The organism is Aeromonas sp. 2HA2 (assembly GCF_029237345.1).
Classification (GTDB): Bacteria; Pseudomonadota; Gammaproteobacteria; order Enterobacterales; family Aeromonadaceae; genus Aeromonas; species Aeromonas salmonicida.
The window spans coordinates 525472-542554 of record NZ_JAACGB010000001.1 but is presented as its reverse complement, the minus strand read 5'-3'; the positions used below and the strand labels follow the sequence as shown (position 1 = coordinate 542554).

The following is a 17083-nucleotide window of genomic DNA, read 5'->3' as shown; positions in this document are numbered from 1 at the left end:
GAATCGTCCCCCTTTTTGGGTCTATGCCTTCTTAACACCGGATTTCCATGAAAAAAACACGCGCTTTTTTAAAATGGGCCGGGGGAAAATACTCCCTGGTTGAAGAGATTGCCGAGCGTTTGCCTGCCGGGCGTGTGTTGTTGGAGCCCTTCGTCGGGGCCGGGTCTGTCTTTCTCAACACCGACTACGATGCCTATGTGCTCAACGATATCAATCCGGATCTGATCTGTCTGTACAACCATCTCAAGGTGATGCCGGATAATTTCATCACCGAAGCACGCAAGCTGTTCGTAGCGGAGCACAATCACAAGGCGGCCTACTACCGGCTGCGCACCCAGTTCAACCAGACTGAAGCCACCTTCGAGCGGGCGATGCTGTTCCTGTTTCTCAACCGCCACGGTTTCAATGGCTTGTGCCGTTACAACAAGAAGGGCGGCTTCAACGTGCCGTTCGGTTCCTACAAGAAGCCCTACTTCCCTGAAAAAGAGCTGTGGGCCTTTGCCGAGAAGGCGCAGAAGGCGACCTTCATCTGTGAAAGCTACGCCGATGCCATCAAGCGTGCCGAGGAAGACTGGGTGATCTACTGCGATCCCCCCTATGCGCCACTCTCCAACACGGCGAGCTTCACCACTTATTCAGCCGGCGGCTTTACCCTGGACGATCAGGCCATACTGGCGCGGCTGGCACGTCATACCGCTGCCCGCAAGGGGGTGCCGGTGCTAATCAGCAACCACGACATAGCGCTGACCCGTGAGCTCTATCGTGGCGCCCGACTGGACGAGATCCTGGTCAAGCGCACCATCAGTCGCAACGGTGGCAGCCGCAACAAGGTAGCCGAGCTGCTGGCGCTTTATCCGCCCGGTATAGAGCCGGAACAGGGCTACTACCCAAGCGACGCCGAACTTGTTTCGTTCGGCTGATCCTCTGGCGGCACTTTCGGGTGCCGCTGCTGTTTCTGCCTGCCGCCATCCTGGTGTTCGCCTCGTATTTGCTGGATATGGGCGATAAATCGGGTGACCCGCTTTTTCCTGCCTGTGTTCGGGTCGTTTTCGCCGGATATGGGCGGTAAATCGGGTGGCCCGCTTTTTCCTGCCTGTGTTCGGGTCGTTTTCATCTGATATTTGCGGTAAAATTGCGCCGCTTTTTCTGCCACGCTGCCAATGGATGACGCTGATGAAAGACTTTCTGATTGCCCCCTCAATCCTCTCCGCCGATTTCGCTCGTCTGGGTGACGATGTTGCCAGGGTGCTGACCGCCGGTGCCGACGTGGTGCATTTCGATGTGATGGACAACCACTATGTTCCCAACCTGACCATAGGCCCCATGGTCTGTCAGGCCCTGCGCGACTATGGCATCAAGGCGCTCATCGATGTGCACCTGATGGTCAAGCCGGTGGATCGCATCGTTCCGGACTTCGCCAAGGCGGGGGCCAACCTGATCACCTTCCACCCGGAAGCGTCCGATCACGTGGATCGTACCCTGGGTCTCATCAAAGAGCAGGGCTGTCAGGCCGGTCTGGTGCTGAATCCTGCGACCTCGCTCTCCTGCCTGGAGTACGTGATGGACAAGCTGGACGTGATCCTGCTGATGTCGGTCAACCCTGGCTTCGGTGGCCAGAGCTTCATCCCCGGTACACTCGACAAGCTGCGTCAGGTGCGTCGCCTGATTGACGAGAGCGGCCGTGACATTCGCCTCGAGATCGATGGCGGCGTCAAGGTAGACAATATCCGTGCCATCGCCGAAGCCGGTGCCGACATGTTCGTGGCGGGCTCTGCCATCTTCAGCCAGCCGGACTACAAGGCGGTGATCGACCAGATGCGTGCGGAGCTGAGCCATGTCCAGCGCTGAGCGTGATTTTGATCTGGTGCTGTTCGATCTGGATGGCACCCTGATCGACAGTGCCCCCCAGCTGGCGTTGGCGGTCAACCGTACCCTCACTGAACTGGGTCTGGCCGAGGCTGATGAAGCTGTGGTGCGTACCTGGGTCGGCAATGGCGCCGACAAGCTGATCCAGCGCGCCCTGGATTATCGTGAGGCTCCTGAACTGTTTGCCAGGGCCCGCCCCCTGTTCGATCAGCACTATCAGGCCTGCCTGCTGGAAGGACTTGAAATGTATGACGGTGTGGAACAGAGCCTGCGCCGCCTACAAAAGCTGGGTTACAAACAGGCCGTGGTGACCAACAAGCCGAGTCACTTCGTGCAGCCAATCCTGGATGCTCTGGGCATCAGCGACTGTTTCGCGCTCTGGCTGGGTGGCAACTGTGTGCCGGTCAAGAAGCCGAGCCCCGAGCCCCTGCTGCATGCCTGCCATGAGCTGGGCGTCAGTCCGTCCCGCACCCTGATGGTGGGCGACTCCGAAAATGACGTGCTGGCCGCCCAGGCTGCCGGCATGAAAGTAGCGGGGCTCACCTACGGCTACAACTATGGCCGTCCCATCGCAGATTCCCGCCCGGACTGGGTATATGAGCAGTTTGCCCAGCTCGATGCCCTGTTAGCCGAGTAAGGTGTCGGGTTGGCCGAATAACAAGGATTAACACTCTCATGACTAAACCAATCGTACTGAGCGGGGCCCAGCCGTCGGGTCAGCTGACCATAGGCAACTATATGGGCGCCCTGCGTCAGTGGGTCAACATGCAGGATAACTTCGACTGCCTCTACTGCATCGTCGATCTGCATGCCATCACCACCCGTCAGGAGCCAGCTGCACTGCGCAAGGCGTGTCTCGATGCCGCCGCCCTCTATCTGGCGGTGGGGATCGATCCGGCCAAGAGCACTGTCTTCATCCAGTCCCACGTGCCGCAGCACGCCGAGCTGGGCTGGATCCTGAACTGCTACACCCAGATGGGCGAGCTGTCGCGCATGACCCAGTTCAAGGACAAGTCCGCCCGTTTCGAGAACAACGTCAACGTCGGCCTGTTCGGTTATCCGGTGCTGATGGCGGCAGATATCCTGCTCTATCAGGCCAACCAGGTACCGGTCGGCAACGATCAGAAACAGCATCTGGAGCTGACTCGCGACATCTGCACCCGTTTCAACAACCTGTACGGCGAAGTGTTCACCCTGCCGGAACCCTTCATTCCGACCGAAGGTGCGCGGGTGATGAGCCTGCAGGATCCGACCAAGAAGATGTCCAAGTCTGATGACAACGAGGCCAACTTCATCGGCCTGCTGGAAGATCCCAAGCAGATCGTCAAGAAGATCAAGCGTGCCGTGACCGACTCCGACGAGCCGGCAGTGGTGCGTTTTGATCCCGAGAACAAGCCGGGTGTGTCCAACCTGCTGACCCTGATGTCCGGGGTGACAGGCCGTTCCATCCCCGAATTGGAGCAGCACTTCGAAGGCAAGATGTATGGTCACCTCAAGACCGAGACTGCCGAGGCGGTCGTTGCCTTGCTGGAGCCCATTCAGGCGCGCTTCCGCGAGTTGCGTCAGGATGAGGCTCATCTGCAAACAATTTTGGCGGCAGGCGCACAAAAGGCGCGTGAAAGGGCTGAAAAAACACTGACCAGCGTATATGATGTAGTCGGCTTCGTTCCTCGAGCCTGACATACTGGGAAGGTGTAGTAGAAGAGAGCTGGGTCTTTGCCTGGCTTTCTTTGTTTTACCCGACCTGCTATTCGTTAATTCATCTTCCAATTTCAAACGCGGGCTTCTGCCCCAAGAGTGAGCATGTCTGTCGAATTAAACACCACGATTGAAGAGTTGGGTGACAAGGGTCACTGGCTGCGTAAATTCCGCAAGGCCAAGAACCTCAATACCCTGCAACTGATGGTCTCCAACGCCATCGACAAATATCACAACACCCCCGCCATTGCCGCCGCCATCTATCTGGCAGAATGCCAGCGCGAGCGCGAAATGGAGCAGGGCCGCTATCTGGATCGTTGATTCTCTGCCTCTGGTTGCCCCATGCTGTTGTTGATCGATAACTACGACTCCTTTACCTGGAACCTGGTGCAGTATTTTGGCGCTCTGGGGCAAGAGGTGGTGGTAAAGCGCAATGACGAGCTGACGCTGGATACCATAGCGCAGCTAGCTCCCCGTTATCTGGTGATCTCTCCCGGCCCCTGCACGCCCAATGAGGCGGGTATCTCCCTGTCGGCCATCAGCCGTTTTGCGGGTCAGCTCCCCATCCTTGGTGTCTGTCTCGGTCACCAATCCCTGGCGCAGGCTTTCGGTGCCAGAGTGGTGCGCGCACGTCAGGTGATGCACGGCAAGACCTCCCTTATTCGCCATCAGGGCGAGGGAGTATTCAAGGCGCTCAACAACCCGCTGCGGGTCACCCGCTACCATTCGCTCATCGTGGAACGGGAAACTCTGCCCGACTGCTTCGAGGTTACCGCCTGGAGTGAACACGCCGATGGCTCTTTTGAGGAGATCATGGGTCTGCGCCATAAGCAGTTGAATATAGAGGGAGTTCAGTTCCATCCGGAGAGCATTCTGAGCGAGCAGGGCTACCAATTGCTGGGCAATTTTCTAACCAGTTCCTGAATGGTTGTGATTGGCCTCACAGAATCGAGATGAGGCCAAAAATATTTTCCCTGACACTTTATTCACCCCCCTCCCTGTCCAAATTATCTCTTGCCAACACCCCCTGAGCCGTTATGCAATGCGGTTGCCTAAAATCTCACAGGCAATCGAACATTGTTCCCTGTAACTTGCTTTGTTGCAGACTTTTAGCTTTTTTTCTGTGACAATGCCGATGTGTTTACATGGATTTAACTTTTGGGCGGTGGATTATTCTGTCGCCAGATCGAAGGAGAGCAATATGTCAGAGTTGTTGGCAGTGACACGTGAAGTGTTTGATGAAGTGATGGTTCCCAACTATGCGCCCGCCAAGATCATCCCGGTGCGTGGTGAAGGGTCACGTGTCTGGGATCAGGAAGGCCGTGAGTATGTCGACTTTGCCGGCGGGATCGCCGTTAATGGCCTGGGTCATTGCCATCCCAAGCTGGTCGAAGCCCTGAAAACCCAGGGCGAGAAGCTGTGGCACCTCTCCAACGTGATGACCAACGAGCCGGCTCTGCGCCTGGCCAGGAAGCTGGTTGCCGCCACCTTCGCCGACAAGGTCTATTTCTGCAACTCGGGCGCCGAAGCCAACGAAGCGGCCCTCAAGCTGGCCCGTCGTTATGCCATCGAGAAATTCGGTGAGCACAAGACCCAGATCATCGCTTTCCATCAGGGTTTCCACGGTCGTACCTTCTTTACCGTCAGCGTGGGTGGCCAGGCTGCCTACTCGGATGGTTTCGGTCCCAAGCCGGCTGATATCACCCATGTGACTTACAACAATCTGGCGGAGCTGGCTGCCGTCATCTCCGACAATACCTGCGCCGTGGTGATGGAGCCGCTGCAAGGGGAGGGGGGCATCATCAGTCCCACCGACGAGTTTGCCAAAGGGGTGCGCGAACTCTGCACCAAGCATAATTCCCTGCTGGTCTATGACGAAGTGCAATCCGGGGTTGGCCGTACCGGCGATCTGTTTGCCTACATGGGCCTTGGCGTCACGCCTGACATCCTCACCAGCGCCAAGGCGCTTGGCGGCGGCTTCCCCATCGGTGCCATGCTGACCACCAATGAAATCGCGGCTCACCTGAAAGTGGGCACTCACGGCTCCACCTACGGCGGCAACCCGCTGGCGTGCGCGGTGGCCGAGGCGGTGATCGACGTGGTCAACACCCCGGCAGTGCTGAGCGGCATCAAGCAGCGTGAACAGCTGTTCCGCGCCGGTCTCGACGCCATCAATGCCAAGTACCACTGCTTCAGTGAAGTGCGTGGCAAGGGCCTGTTGCTCGGCGCCGTGCTGAACGATGACTACAAGGGCCGCTCCCGTGATTTCTTGCTGGCCTCCATCGATCAGGGGCTGATGGCACTGGTAGCAGGCACTAACGTGGTGCGCTTCGCACCGTCACTGGTTATTCCGGAAGCGGACATCAAGGAAGGGTTGGCACGGTTCGAGAAAGCGGTTGCCCAGGTGGTTAACGCCTGATCCTAATTGAGGTGGGGAGCCCTCCCGGCAGGAGCCGGGACCCCACCTGTCGTCAATGAAAGGGAGTTGTCATTTATGTTGGTTATCCGTCCTATCGAGCAAAAAGATTTTGCCGGTCTCAAGACCTGTGCCATTGAATCCGGCACCGGCATGACATCATTGCCTGTCAACGATGAACTGCTGCAGCGCAAGATAGATGCCTCGACCCAGACCTTCTCGGACAAACCGGCAGGTAAGGGAGATTGCCTCTACTTCTTCGTGGCTGAGGATCTGGAGACCGGCGAAATGGTCGGTACCTGCGCCATCGATGCGGCCGTCGGCCTGTCCCAGCCGTTCTACAACTATCACATCGGCAAGGTGGTGCACTCTTCCCCCAAGCTCGGCATCTACAACGTGGTCGAGACGCTCACTCTGTCCAATGACTACACCGGCAATTCCGAGCTGTGCACCCTGTTTTTGCGCGAATGCGCCCGCGAGGGTCTCAATGGCCGCCTGCTCTCCAAGCATCGTTTCCTGTTCATGGCCGAGCACCCCGAGCTGTTTGACAAGACCGTCTTTGCCGAGATGCGTGGCGTCTCCGATGAAAAAGGTCACAGCCCCTTCTATGAGTGGCTGCAAAAGCATTTCTTCTCGATGGATTTTCCTACCGTCGACTATCTCACCGGCATCGGCAAGAAGCGCTTCATCGCCGAGTTGATGCCCAAGTACCCCATCTACGTCAACCTGCTGAGCAACGAGGCGCGCGCCGTCATCGGCCAGACCCACGAGAAGACCCGCCCGGCCATCAAGATGCTGCAGGATGAGGGGTTCGTGAACCGTGGCTACGTTGACATCTTCGATGCCGGCCCCACCGTCGAGTGCGACGTAAAGAACATTCGCAGCGTGCGCCGCAGCCAGAAGCTGCGGGTGCTGATTGGCGAGCCCATAGGTGGCAAGACCCATCTGATCTGCAACACCCGCTACGAACAGTATCGCGCCTGCCACGGCAATATCCGGGTCGATCTGGACAAGCACGAGGCCATCATTCCGCCCAAGATGGCGGCGGCACTCAAGGTGCAGGATGGCGACATGGTGCGTGTCGTCGATCTCGACTGAGCCGCCTTGTCTGGTGTTGAAGGCAGCAGAACCGCATATGAAACAGGCAGCCAAGGCTGCTTGTGAAACACAGGGAGTGAATTGATGAGCCATTTAGTACAACTTATCGACGGCCAGTGGCTGGCGGGTGAAGGCAAGCCGTTCGAGTCAATGGATCCGGCCAAGAATGAAGTCATCTGGCAAGGGGGCGCCGCCAGTGCCAGTCAGGTGGATGCAGCCGTCAAGGCAGCCCGCGCTGCCTTCTACCATTGGTCCGATCTGGCCCTCGAGGATCGTCTGGCCATAGTGCGCCGCTACGCCGATCTGCTCGGCGAGCACAAGGAGGCGCTGGCGCTCACCATTGCCCGCGAAACCGGCAAGCCCCTGTGGGAAACCCGCACCGAAGTGGCCGCCATGCAGGGCAAGATTGCCATCTCCATTCGCGCTCATGACGAGCGTACCGGCACTGTCGAGAACCCCATGCCGGGTGCCAAGGCATTCGTGCGCCACAAGCCCCACGGCGTGGTCGCCGTGTTCGGCCCCTACAATTTCCCTGGTCATCTGCCCAACGGTCACATAGTACCGGCGCTGATCGCGGGCAATACAGTGGTGTTCAAGCCCTCCGAGCTGACCCCCATGGTGGCTGAAGCCATGCTGAAGATCTGGCAGGAGGCGGGTCTGCCCAAGGGTGTCCTCAACCTGGTACAGGGTGAGGTTGAGACCGGCAAGGCGCTGGCAGGCAATCCGGATATCGACGGCCTCTTCTTTACCGGCTCGTCCCGTACCGGCCATTTCCTCCATCAGCAGTTTGCTGGCCAGCCTGGCAAGATCCTGGCGCTGGAGATGGGCGGCAACAACCCGCTGATCGTCAAAGATGTGAGCGATGTGGATGGCGCCGTCCATGCCATAGTCCAGTCAGCCTTCATCACTTCCGGCCAGCGTTGCACCTGCTCCCGCCGTCTGTTTGTCGAGCGCGGTGCCCGGGGCGATGCCCTGGTCAAGCGATTGGTGGAGGTGGTCGGCCAGATCAAGGTCGGTCTCTATGATGCCGCCGATCAGCCTTTCATGGGGGCCATGATCAGCGAGAAAGCGGCTCTCGGCATGGTAGCGGCGCAAGCCAACCTGCAACAACTGGGTGGTGAGAGTCTGCTCACCCTCAAACACCTGGAAGCGGGCACTGGCTTCGTGTCGCCCGGCATCATAGACGTGACCGCAATCGGTGCACTGCCGGACGAAGAGTATTTCGGCCCGCTGCTGCAGCTCATTCGCTACGACGACTTCGATGCCGCCATCGACCAGGGCAATGCCACCAGCTTCGGCCTCTCGGCGGGCTTGCTCGGTGACAACGAGGCGGACTGGCAGCATTTCTTCAAGCGGATCCGAGCCGGTATCGTCAACTGGAACAAGCCCATCACGGGTGCCTCCAGCGCCGCGCCGTTCGGCGGCATAGGTGCCTCCGGCAACCACAGGGCGAGCGCCTACTACGCCGCCGACTACTGTGCTTATCCCGTTGCCTCCGTCGAGGACAGCAAGGCTTCCATGCCGGAGCAGTTGTCGCCTGGTTTGACCTTTTAACAAGGAAGAGGCTGGCAGCAAGGCCGCCACGGCTGACACTGTCCTCCCCTGCGCTGAGCGCTGATAACAGAAAGCTGAGCGCTGATAACAAAAAATAAAAGGGGCACTGAACAGGTGCCCTTGTCTGTACCCGCAATCAAAGGAAAGAGAGATGCAAAAGGATATCGACACCCTGTTCGGTCACTTGTGGGATAACTACATTCAAGTCACCCCGAGTGCCCTCAAGGTCCACACCCTGCTGGGTGGCGGCGAGCCCATCGTCAATGATCACGTGGCGTTTCGCACCTACAACCTGCCCAAATTGGGCCTCGAGAAGCTGGCCGCCCACTTCCTGGCGCTCGGTTACGAGCAGAAGGGTGAGTATGTGTTCAAGGCCAAGAAGCTCTATGCCAAGCACTTCGAGCATAAAGATCCGGATGCCCCCAAGGTGTTTATCAGCGAGCTGAAAGTGGAGGAGCTCTCCGAGGCGGCCCAGGCCATCATCCACAAGCTGGCTGAGCAGGTGCCTGATCACCTGACCGACACCCAGGCATTCCTCTACACGGGGGCGCCCTGGCAGGTATCCTGGGCCGATTACCAGACCCTGCTGGCAGAGAGCGAATACGCAGCCTGGATGGCGGCCTGGGGCTATCGCGCCAACCACTTCACCGTCAACATCAATCGCCTCAAGCAGTTCGATACCATCCAGCAGGTCAACGCCGCCCTCAAGGCGGCAGGCTTCGTGCTCAACGGCGTGGGTGGCGAGGTGAAAGGGGACCCGCAGGTGATGCTGGAGCAATCCTCCACCATGGCCGACAAGGCGGATGTACCCTTCAGCGACGGCGTGCGCACCATCCCGAGCTGCTTCTACGAGTTCGCCCTGCGCTACCCGCAGGCCGACGGCGTACTCTACCCGGGCTTCGTCGAAGCCTCGGCCGACAAGATCTTCGAATCAACCAACGCCATGTAACGGCGATGGTTGGCAAAAACGCCCCGAAAGGGGCGTTTTTTATGGCGTTTTGTGCCGGGCCCAGATCCCTTGACTTCGTAAACCCCCGTTTGTCGCTGATATGCTCTCATCCAGGCCGCTGCGCGATATCTCAGCCGAGTCGGAGTTGAACGACCGAGCCCACCCGCAAGGGTGGGCCAGGATACTCGTCTGTCACACCTGCTGCAGCGCGCCTTCGGTGGCCAGCAGGGTGGTCATGCCGCCGGCCTTGCCTGCCTGAATGCCGATCTGGGTATCTTCAAACACCAGGCAGTTGGCGGGATTGGCGCCGAGCAGCTCGGCTACCTTCAGGAAGGTATCCGGATGGGGTTTGTGGTTGTGGATGTCGTCGGCACTGACCAGCACGGAGATATAGGCATCCAGGCCGGTGTTTTTCAAAATGCGCTCGGCATGATCCCGCGATGACCCAGTGCCTATGCCCATCGGCACCTTGCCGTGGCAGCGCCTGACCAGCTCCCACATGGAGGGGAAGACGCTGACCTTGTCGATATGCGCCAGATAGAGGGCCACCTTGCGGCGAGTGAAGGCATCCACATCGATATCCAGTCCGTGCTGCTCGGCCAGCATGCTCACTATCTTGCGGGTGGGAATGCCGCCATATTCATTGAGTTGCTCACGATTGAACGGCAGACCGAACTCTGCGCTGGTTGCCTCCCAGGCATCCAGATGCAGGGGCATGGAGTCCACCAGGGTGCCATCCATATCGAAAATCAGGGCGTCATATTGATCAAACCGGAACTGCTCGGACATGGGTCTGCTTCCTCTTGGGGCAAAAGACCACACTACCAGATCCGGCGTTCGGATGCCGCGACGGCCGTCATGGTCAAGGGACTGGCCGCTGGATGGCAGTGGTTTTAGCCATCGGATAATGATTTATGAGACAATAATAAGTTCTTTGCCGCAGATTTTGGCATTTCACATTAGCGAGCCGGTTATATGTCCCCAAAAACCATCTTCTCAAGCGTGGCCCTGGTGATCGCCCTGGGTTCACTGGAAAAGAGCATAGTCACCACCCCCTTGCCCATCATTGGCGCCGAGCTGAACGCAGGCGCAGCCCTCACCTGGGTGGTGACCGCCTATCTGTTGGCAGCCACCGCCGCCCTGCCCGTGTATGGCAAGTTGAGCGACCTGTTCGGTCGGGTACGCATGCTCAATATCGGTATTGGTCTTTTTCTGGCGGGATCCGTGGCCTGCGCTCTGGCGCAGGATCTGCCGACCCTGCTGGCGGCTCGCGTGCTGCAAGGGCTGGGGGGCGGCGGCCTCATTGCACTTGCCTTTACCGTGATTGCCGACTGCATACCGCCACGGGAGGTGGGCAAGTATCAGGGTTACATCTCGGCCGTGTATGCGGTCTCCAGCATCGCCGGGCCTCTGCTCGGCGGCTACTTTACCGAGCAGTTGAGCTGGCGCTGGATCTTCTGGATCAACCTGCCTCTCGGGGCGCTCGCCATCTGGCTGGTGAACCGCAACCTCAAGCATCTCAATGTGCGTCGTCACAGCCGTTTCGACTGGAAGGGGGCGGCACTGCTCATCACAGTGACCACGCTGACCCTGTTGCTGTTATCACCCGAGACTGCGTTGCCCCCCATCTGGCTGGCGGCGGGTTTGGCGGTTGCCTTGCTGCTGCTGATCCTGGTGGAGCGACGTGCCCATGATCCTATCCTGCCTGTCCATCTGGTGCGGTTGCCCGGTTATCTGGTGAGCGTGCTGCTGGCACTGGTTTCGCAACTGCTGATGTTTGCCGTGCTGGTCTATCTGCCGTTGCAGATGCAGTGGCAGAAGGGAATGGGGGCCAGTGAGAGCGGCCTCTACATGGTGATCTTCATGGTCTGCATCACGGCGGGTGCTTTCGTCGGCGGCAAGCTGATCGGTCGCACCGGTTACTACAAGCGGTTCGTGGTGGTGGGCTTTGCACTGTCTGCGCTGGCTTTGTGGCAAATTCATTTCGATGTCTGGGCCAGTCTGGGGTTGGGCTTTGCCGGTCTGGGTCTGGGGCTGGTGCTGCCGGCCCTCGCGGTTGTGGTGCAAAATGCATTGCCGGCAGCGGATCGCGGCATCGGCATGTCCCTGTTCAACTTCGGCCGTGAGCTGGGAGGCGCGGTCGGGGTCGCCATCTGCTCCGTGCTGTTTCATGCCGCCCTGCCAGCGGGCACCAGCCACAATCTGGCCAGCCTGAGTCCGGTCGAGCTGGCTCCGGGGTTCAGCGCCACCTATATCGGCATGGCGCTGATCGCCAGTGCCGCCTTGCTCATCACACTATTGGCATTGAAGCGGCACGAGCTGGCTACCATGCCTGCCTGATGACGATCAGACTGGATGTGAAGAGGGCTCCCAACGGGAGCCCTCTTTGTTATCCGGTTTCACTGGTCGCCGGCAGGCCGATCACTCCTGCAGGGGAGCTTCCTTGCCAGCCAGCTGGCTGAGCCAGGCGAAGCGGCGGTTTGCATCCAGCTCCGCCTCCCGGTAGAGCTGGGTGGCGATCTCCGGCAGCTGACGTTCGAGGCGCTGGAAGCGGGGCTCCTGGCTCAGGGTCTCGGCCAGCGAGGCGTTCGGTGCCCGGGAGTCGAGCTCCAGCGGCAGCTTGCCCTCGTCGCTGCGGCGCGGATCGAAGCGGTAAAGCGGCCAGAAGCCGGTGGCGGTCAGCTGCTTCATCTGCTCGTGGCTCTGGGCCAGATCGTAGCCGTGCTCCTCGCAGGGGCTGTAGGCGATGATGAGCGACGGCCCCGGGTAGGCTTCCGCCTCCTGAATGGCCTTCACCGTCTGGTTCATCTGGGCGCCGAGGGAGATTTGCGCCACATAGACGTGGCCATACATCATGATGCTGGCACCGAGATCCTTGCGCCCCTTGCGCTTGCCCTGCTCGCCAAACTTGGTGATGGCACCGAGTGGCGTGGCCTTGGACTGCTGGCCGCCGGTGTTGGAGTAGCACTGGGTGTCGAGCACCAGCACATTGATGTTCTCCCCCAGGCTCAGCACATGGTCGAGCCCGCCAAAGCCGATGTCATAGGCCCAGCCATCGCCACCGATGAGCCAGACCGACTTGTCCACCAGATAGTCCGCATCCCGTGCCAGCTCAGCCGCGCCCGGCTCGGTGCGACCCTGCAGCAGACTGCGTAGCTGCGCTATATGGCCCCGTTGCTCGGAGACCGGCAGGCTGGCATCTTGCAGCGCCTGTTGCAGCTCGGCCGGGACTGCCTCGCCCAGGCTGGCCAGCAGGCGTTGCATCCGCTCGCGATGCTGATCGATGGTGAGCCTGAACCCCAAGCCAAATTCGGCATTGTCCTCGAACAAGGAGTTGGCCCAGGCCGGCCCTCGCCCCTCGGCGTTGGTGGTGTAGGGGGTGGTGGGCAGGTTGCCGCCATAAATCGACGAGCAGCCGGTGGCGTTGGCAATGAGCAGCCGGTCGCCATAGAGCTGGGTCAGCAGCTTGATGTAGGGGGTCTCGCCGCAGCCGGAGCAGGCACCCGAGTATTCGAACAGCGGCGAGATGAGCTGGGAGGTGCGAATGTCGATGCGCTCCAGCTGCTCGGCGGTGCGCTCGGGGAGTTCCAGGAAGAAGTCGTAGTTCGCCTTCTGGGCATCGAGGTGCTCCAGCCGGGAGGCCATGTTGATCGCCTTGCGGTTCGGATCGGTGCGGTCCCTTGCCGGGCACACCTCGACGCAGAGGTTGCAGCCGGTGCAATCCTCAGGCGCCACCTGCAGCACATACTGCTGGCCGCGCATGTCGCGGGCCTTCACATCGAGTACGTCGAGGCTGGCCGGCGCATCGGCCATGGCCGCCTTGTCCACCACCTTGGCGCGGATGGCGGAGTGGGGGCAGGCGGCCACGCAGTAGTTGCATTGGGTGCACAGGTCCGCCTGCCAGATGGGCACCTCCTTGGCGATGTTGCGCTTCTCCCAGCGGGTGGTGCCCACCGGCCAGGTGCCGTCCGGCGGGAAGGCGGAAACCGGCAGGCTGTCGCCCAGCCCCGCCAGCATGGCGGCGGTGACCGTCTGGACGAAGTCGGGGGCCTTGGCCGATACCACGGGGGGGCGCTGATGGCTGCTGTGATCGAGCACTTGCAACGGCACAGGGGTGAGCGCCTCGCAGGTGGCGGCCAGGGCTTGCCAGTTGCGCTCGACCAGCTCGGCGCTCTTGTTGCCGTAGCTGGTGGCGATGGCCTGCTTGAGCAACTCGGTGGCCTCTGCCGGCGGTATGATGGCGCTCAGCTGGAAGAAGGCCATCTGCATCACGGTATTGATGCGGTTGCCGAGCTGGCATTCCCGGGCGATCCTGGCGGCGTTGATGATGTAGAAACGCGCCTCTTTTGCACGCAGGGCCTGTTGCACCTCCTGCGACAATCGCTGCCAGATCTCTGTCGGGCCATAGGGGCTGTTGAGCAGGAAGATACCGCCGAACTTCAGCCGCTCCGCCATCTGGTACAGGTCGATAAACTGCCACTGGTGGCAGCCGATAAAGTCCGCCTCATCCACGAGATAGGCCGATTGCAGCGGCCGTTCGCCAACCCTCAGGTGGGAGACGGTGAGGCCGCCCGCCTTCTTGGAGTCATAGACGAAATAGCCCTGGGGATAGAGCGGGGTGTGATTGCCGAGGATCTTGATGCTGTTCTTGGCCGCCGAGACGGTGCCGTCGCTGCCAAGGCCGTAGAAGAGCGCCTCCAGCTTGCTCTGGCTCGGCTTGTGTTGCGAAGAGCCGAGCACTGGCAGCGGCAGGGAGAGGCCGGTGACGTCATCGAAGATGCCGACGGTGAAACGCGGCCGCGGGTTGTCCAGCGCCAGCTCGTCAAACACCGCCTGCACACAGGCCGGATTGAACTCCTTGGAGGAGAGACCGTAGCGACCGCCGATGACCCGTGGCAGGCTGGCCCGCTCGCCCCGGCTGACCGCCTCGGCCAGCGCCGTCATCACGTCCAGATAGAGGGGCTCGGCCTGGGCCCCCGGCTCCTTGGTGCGATCCAGCACCGCAATCTTGCGGGCGCTCTCGGGAATAACCGCCAGCAGATGCTCGGCACTGAAGGGGCGGTAGAGGCGCACCTTCACCAGCCCCACCTTCTCGCCCCTGGCCAGCAGCCGTTCGATCACCTCTTCGCAGGTGCCGATGGCGGAACCCATCAGCACCAGTACCCGCTCGGCCTGCGGGTGACCCACATATTCAAACGGCTGGTAGTAGCGGCCGGTTAGCGAGCCGAAGGCCGCCATCGCCTCGCTCACGTGGCGATAGCCCTCGTCATACCAGGGATTGCTCGCTTCCCGGCACTGGAAGTAGGTGTCCGGGTTGGCGGCGGTGCCGCGAATGACAGGCTTGTCGGGGGTGAGCGCTCGATCGCGATGGGCGCGGATGGCCGCCTCGGGCAGCAGGGCACGCAGTGTGTCATCCGCCAGCGGCACTATCTTGGCTATCTCGTGGGAGGTGCGAAAACCGTCGAAGAAGTGGATGAAGGGCAGCCGGCTGTTGAGGCTGGCCACCTGGGAAATCAGGGCGAAATCCTGTGCCTCCTGCACATTGCTGGCACAGAGCATGGCGCAGCCGGTCTGGCGCACCGCCATCACGTCCGAGTGATCGCCAAAGATGGACAAGGCATGGGTCGCGACGGTACGCGCTGCCACATGCAGCACGAAGGGAATAAGCTGACCCGCCAGCTTGTAGAGGTTGGGGATCATCAGCAAGAGCCCCTGGGACGAGGTAAACGAGGTTGCCAGCGCGCCTGTCTGCAGGGCGCCGTGGACGGTGGCGATGGCGCCCCCCTCCGATTGCATCTCAACCACGCGAGGTACATCCCCCCACAGATTTTTGCCCCGATCGCTCGACCAGGCCGACGCCAGCTCTGCCATGGTGGAGCTGGGGGTGATGGGGTAGATGGCGATGACTTCGCTGGTGCGGTACGCCACTGAGGCGACTGCGTTATTACCGTCTGTGGTGATCATGAATTGTCCACTTGCTATGCCAGTTTGAAAGCCGGCGGTTGTCCACCGGCCATGGATAGGTCGCAGGCATAGTAAGAGGGTTGGAGATATCGCATCAAACGGGATAAATAATCAATTAATACATCGTCTATTCGCCATTTATACCCTTGAAAATAATCGGGTCTATTTGTCGGGATATATCTATCGAGCCAGCGTGAATAATGGTGGCTTGTATGGGTCGGTACCGAAATCGTTGAATTAAATAAATCATGAAATTAAATAATTAGATTGAAGAGTCATGTTTGCTTGCGCAGACAGTCTGAGTTGGAAACAGGTCGCCGCTCATGGTGGATGGGCGACCTGTTGGGGTGCGGGCCTGGTTCACGCCCGTTTTCTGCCGAGGATCAGGCCGTGGCGTTGACCGGCCGCAAGACCACGATGGCACTGCCGAACAGCAGTATGGCCAGGGCTGCCAAGGCCACAGGCCCTGCGCTGTAGGCAAATCCGGCGACACCGGACCAGAGCGCCACGCCAAGGTGCATCATGGTCATCGCCAGCGACATCAGCATGCCTCTGTGAGCCGCAGAGAGCTGCGCAATATAGCCCTGCAGCGCGGGCGATCCTATGCCGCCTGCCAGTGCCCACAGCAGCAGCGGCACTATCAGCAGCATGGGCAGCAGCATGGGTTGCCCGGCCGGATAGAGGTAAAACCAGACGCTGACCAGCAGGCAGACCACCAAGGCCATACGCATCAGGGTGCGCCCGCTCTCGACCCGGCCAGACAGGCGGGGCATCAGCAGGTTGCCGATGACGCTGATGATGCCAAGCAGAGCGTACAAGCCCCCCACGGACCCGATGGACCAGTCCTGGGTATCGCGCAAATGCTGACCGACGAGATTGAACAGGCCTATGCCGCCCCCCAGACCCAGGCACATGGCGAGCAGGGCACCCACAGCACCCGGGATGGCCAGTATGCGGGTAGCCTTGCCATTCTGATGTTCCCTTGATGTCTCTGCCGGCTCCTGGTCGGCGGGCAGCAACGCCAGCGCCGCCGCCACACACCAGGCGCACACGCCGAGCAGGATGAAGGCGGCGCGCCAGGAGAGCCATTGGGTCAGCAGAGCCCCGACTGCCGGGCTTGCTATCATGCCCAGCGTCAGGCCTGCCTGGACCCAGGCAATGCGCTTCATGGCGTCTGTTCCCGCGCTGTCCGCGGCCATGGCAAAGGCGATGGGCAACATGCCGGCACTGGCAAGGCCGGTGAGCACCCGGCTTGCCAGCCCCCATTCAAAGTTCTCCACCAGGCCTGTTGCGACTGAGGCCGCCCCGAACAACAGGGCGGCGGGCAGCATCACCTTTATCCTGCCAAGTCGATCCGAGAGGCTACCCAGCAAGGGGGCGACCATCGCCAGCGCCACACTGTAAGCCGTGATAAACAGGGTGATGCGCTCGGGTTGAACGCCCAGATCCTTGCCGATGGGAGCCAGTATGGGGCCCAGCATCAGCTCATCGGCGCCCACCAGAAACGCAATCAAGAACAGCAATATTTTCACAAACAT

At 60.3% G+C, this 17083-nt stretch carries 14 protein-coding genes; 11 read left to right on the top strand and 3 right to left on the bottom strand.

Annotated features, from left to right (window positions below):
* Positions 1–47 precede the first annotated feature (47 nt).
* The 10 genes from GWQ29_RS02465 (at position 48) to GWQ29_RS02420 (ending at position 9581) form a co-directional block, all read left to right on the top strand.
* Entirely contained in the window at positions 48–920 is an 873-nt protein-coding gene (locus GWQ29_RS02465) for a Dam family site-specific DNA-(adenine-N6)-methyltransferase (RefSeq protein WP_275908531.1), read from the top strand.
* Between the two features lie 253 nt (positions 921–1173).
* On the top strand, positions 1174–1848 hold the full coding sequence (gene rpe, locus GWQ29_RS02460) for a ribulose-phosphate 3-epimerase (protein WP_005317108.1): 675 nt from the start codon (positions 1174–1176) through the stop codon (positions 1846–1848).
* Entirely contained in the window at positions 1835–2503 is a 669-nt protein-coding gene (locus tag GWQ29_RS02455; protein WP_021140400.1) for a phosphoglycolate phosphatase, read from the top strand. Before rpe ends, GWQ29_RS02455 begins: the two co-directional genes overlap by 14 nt.
* A gap of 38 nt (positions 2504–2541) precedes the next feature.
* On the top strand, positions 2542–3546 hold the full coding sequence (gene trpS / locus GWQ29_RS02450; protein WP_275908530.1) for a tryptophan--tRNA ligase: 1005 nt from the start codon (positions 2542–2544) through the stop codon (positions 3544–3546).
* A gap of 123 nt (positions 3547–3669) precedes the next feature.
* Entirely contained in the window at positions 3670–3885 is a 216-nt protein-coding gene (locus GWQ29_RS02445; protein ID WP_005317103.1) for a hypothetical protein, read from the top strand.
* 21 nt (positions 3886–3906) lie between these two features.
* A complete protein-coding gene (locus GWQ29_RS02440) occupies positions 3907–4488 on the top strand; it encodes an aminodeoxychorismate synthase component II (protein ID WP_275918677.1) in 582 nt (193 codons plus the stop codon).
* A gap of 277 nt (positions 4489–4765) precedes the next feature.
* Entirely contained in the window at positions 4766–5983 is a 1218-nt protein-coding gene (locus GWQ29_RS02435) for an aspartate aminotransferase family protein (RefSeq protein ID WP_275918676.1), read from the top strand.
* Positions 5984–6058: 75 nt separating this feature from the next.
* Positions 6059–7078 carry an arginine N-succinyltransferase gene (gene astA / locus GWQ29_RS02430; protein WP_005317100.1) on the top strand — a complete coding sequence of 340 codons (1020 nt, stop codon included), beginning with the start codon at positions 6059–6061 and terminating at the stop codon, positions 7076–7078.
* An 84-nt stretch (positions 7079–7162) separates the two neighbouring features.
* Positions 7163–8632, top strand: a complete 1470-nt coding sequence (astD, locus tag GWQ29_RS02425; RefSeq protein WP_275918675.1) for a succinylglutamate-semialdehyde dehydrogenase — start codon at positions 7163–7165, stop codon at positions 8630–8632.
* Positions 8633–8783: 151 nt separating this feature from the next.
* The gene (locus tag GWQ29_RS02420; RefSeq protein ID WP_058393827.1) at positions 8784–9581 is read left to right on the top strand and encodes a DUF1338 domain-containing protein; all 798 of its coding nucleotides are present in this window, start codon (positions 8784–8786) and stop codon (positions 9579–9581) included.
* A gap of 192 nt (positions 9582–9773) precedes the next feature.
* On the opposite strand, the gene GWQ29_RS02415 is transcribed toward GWQ29_RS02420, so the two are convergent.
* Complete coding sequence (locus GWQ29_RS02415) at positions 9774–10370, bottom strand: beta-phosphoglucomutase family hydrolase (protein ID WP_219597633.1); 597 nt, start codon at positions 10368–10370, stop codon at positions 9774–9776.
* A gap of 186 nt (positions 10371–10556) precedes the next feature.
* Between GWQ29_RS02415 and GWQ29_RS02410 the strand changes: the two genes are divergently transcribed.
* Entirely contained in the window at positions 10557–11921 is a 1365-nt protein-coding gene (locus GWQ29_RS02410; RefSeq protein ID WP_021140393.1) for an MDR family MFS transporter, read from the top strand.
* 81 nt (positions 11922–12002) lie between these two features.
* On the opposite strand, the gene nifJ is transcribed toward GWQ29_RS02410, so the two are convergent.
* Complete coding sequence (nifJ, locus tag GWQ29_RS02405; protein ID WP_275918674.1) at positions 12003–15545, bottom strand: pyruvate:ferredoxin (flavodoxin) oxidoreductase; 3543 nt, start codon at positions 15543–15545, stop codon at positions 12003–12005.
* A 383-nt stretch (positions 15546–15928) separates the two neighbouring features.
* The gene (locus GWQ29_RS02400) at positions 15929–17083 is read right to left on the bottom strand and encodes an MFS transporter (RefSeq protein ID WP_275918673.1); all 1155 of its coding nucleotides are present in this window, start codon (positions 17081–17083) and stop codon (positions 15929–15931) included.

Excerpts from the sequence above, each read along its gene's own strand:
- GWQ29_RS02465 (WP_275908531.1), top strand. The coding sequence starts at position 48 with ATGAAAAAAACACGCGCTTTTTTAAAATGGGCCGGGGGAAAATACTCC.
- GWQ29_RS02410 (WP_021140393.1), top strand. The coding sequence starts at position 10,557 with ATGTCCCCAAAAACCATCTTCTCAAGCGTGGCCCTGGTGATCGCCCTG.
- GWQ29_RS02400 (WP_275918673.1), bottom strand. The coding sequence starts at position 17,083 with ATGTTTGTGAAAATATTGCTGTTCTTGATTGCGTTTCTGGTGGGCGCC.
- nifJ (WP_275918674.1), bottom strand. The coding sequence starts at position 15,545 with ATGATCACCACAGACGGTAATAACGCAGTCGCCTCAGTGGCGTACCGC.
- GWQ29_RS02420 (WP_058393827.1), top strand. The coding sequence starts at position 8,784 with ATGCAAAAGGATATCGACACCCTGTTCGGTCACTTGTGGGATAACTAC.
- astD (WP_275918675.1), top strand. The coding sequence starts at position 7,163 with ATGAGCCATTTAGTACAACTTATCGACGGCCAGTGGCTGGCGGGTGAA.
- rpe (WP_005317108.1), top strand. The coding sequence starts at position 1,174 with ATGAAAGACTTTCTGATTGCCCCCTCAATCCTCTCCGCCGATTTCGCT.
- GWQ29_RS02455 (WP_021140400.1), top strand. The coding sequence starts at position 1,835 with ATGTCCAGCGCTGAGCGTGATTTTGATCTGGTGCTGTTCGATCTGGAT.
- trpS (WP_275908530.1), top strand. The coding sequence starts at position 2,542 with ATGACTAAACCAATCGTACTGAGCGGGGCCCAGCCGTCGGGTCAGCTG.
- astA (WP_005317100.1), top strand. The coding sequence starts at position 6,059 with ATGTTGGTTATCCGTCCTATCGAGCAAAAAGATTTTGCCGGTCTCAAG.
- GWQ29_RS02435 (WP_275918676.1), top strand. The coding sequence starts at position 4,766 with ATGTCAGAGTTGTTGGCAGTGACACGTGAAGTGTTTGATGAAGTGATG.
- GWQ29_RS02445 (WP_005317103.1), top strand. The coding sequence starts at position 3,670 with ATGTCTGTCGAATTAAACACCACGATTGAAGAGTTGGGTGACAAGGGT.
- GWQ29_RS02415 (WP_219597633.1), bottom strand. The coding sequence starts at position 10,370 with ATGTCCGAGCAGTTCCGGTTTGATCAATATGACGCCCTGATTTTCGAT.
- GWQ29_RS02440 (WP_275918677.1), top strand. The coding sequence starts at position 3,907 with ATGCTGTTGTTGATCGATAACTACGACTCCTTTACCTGGAACCTGGTG.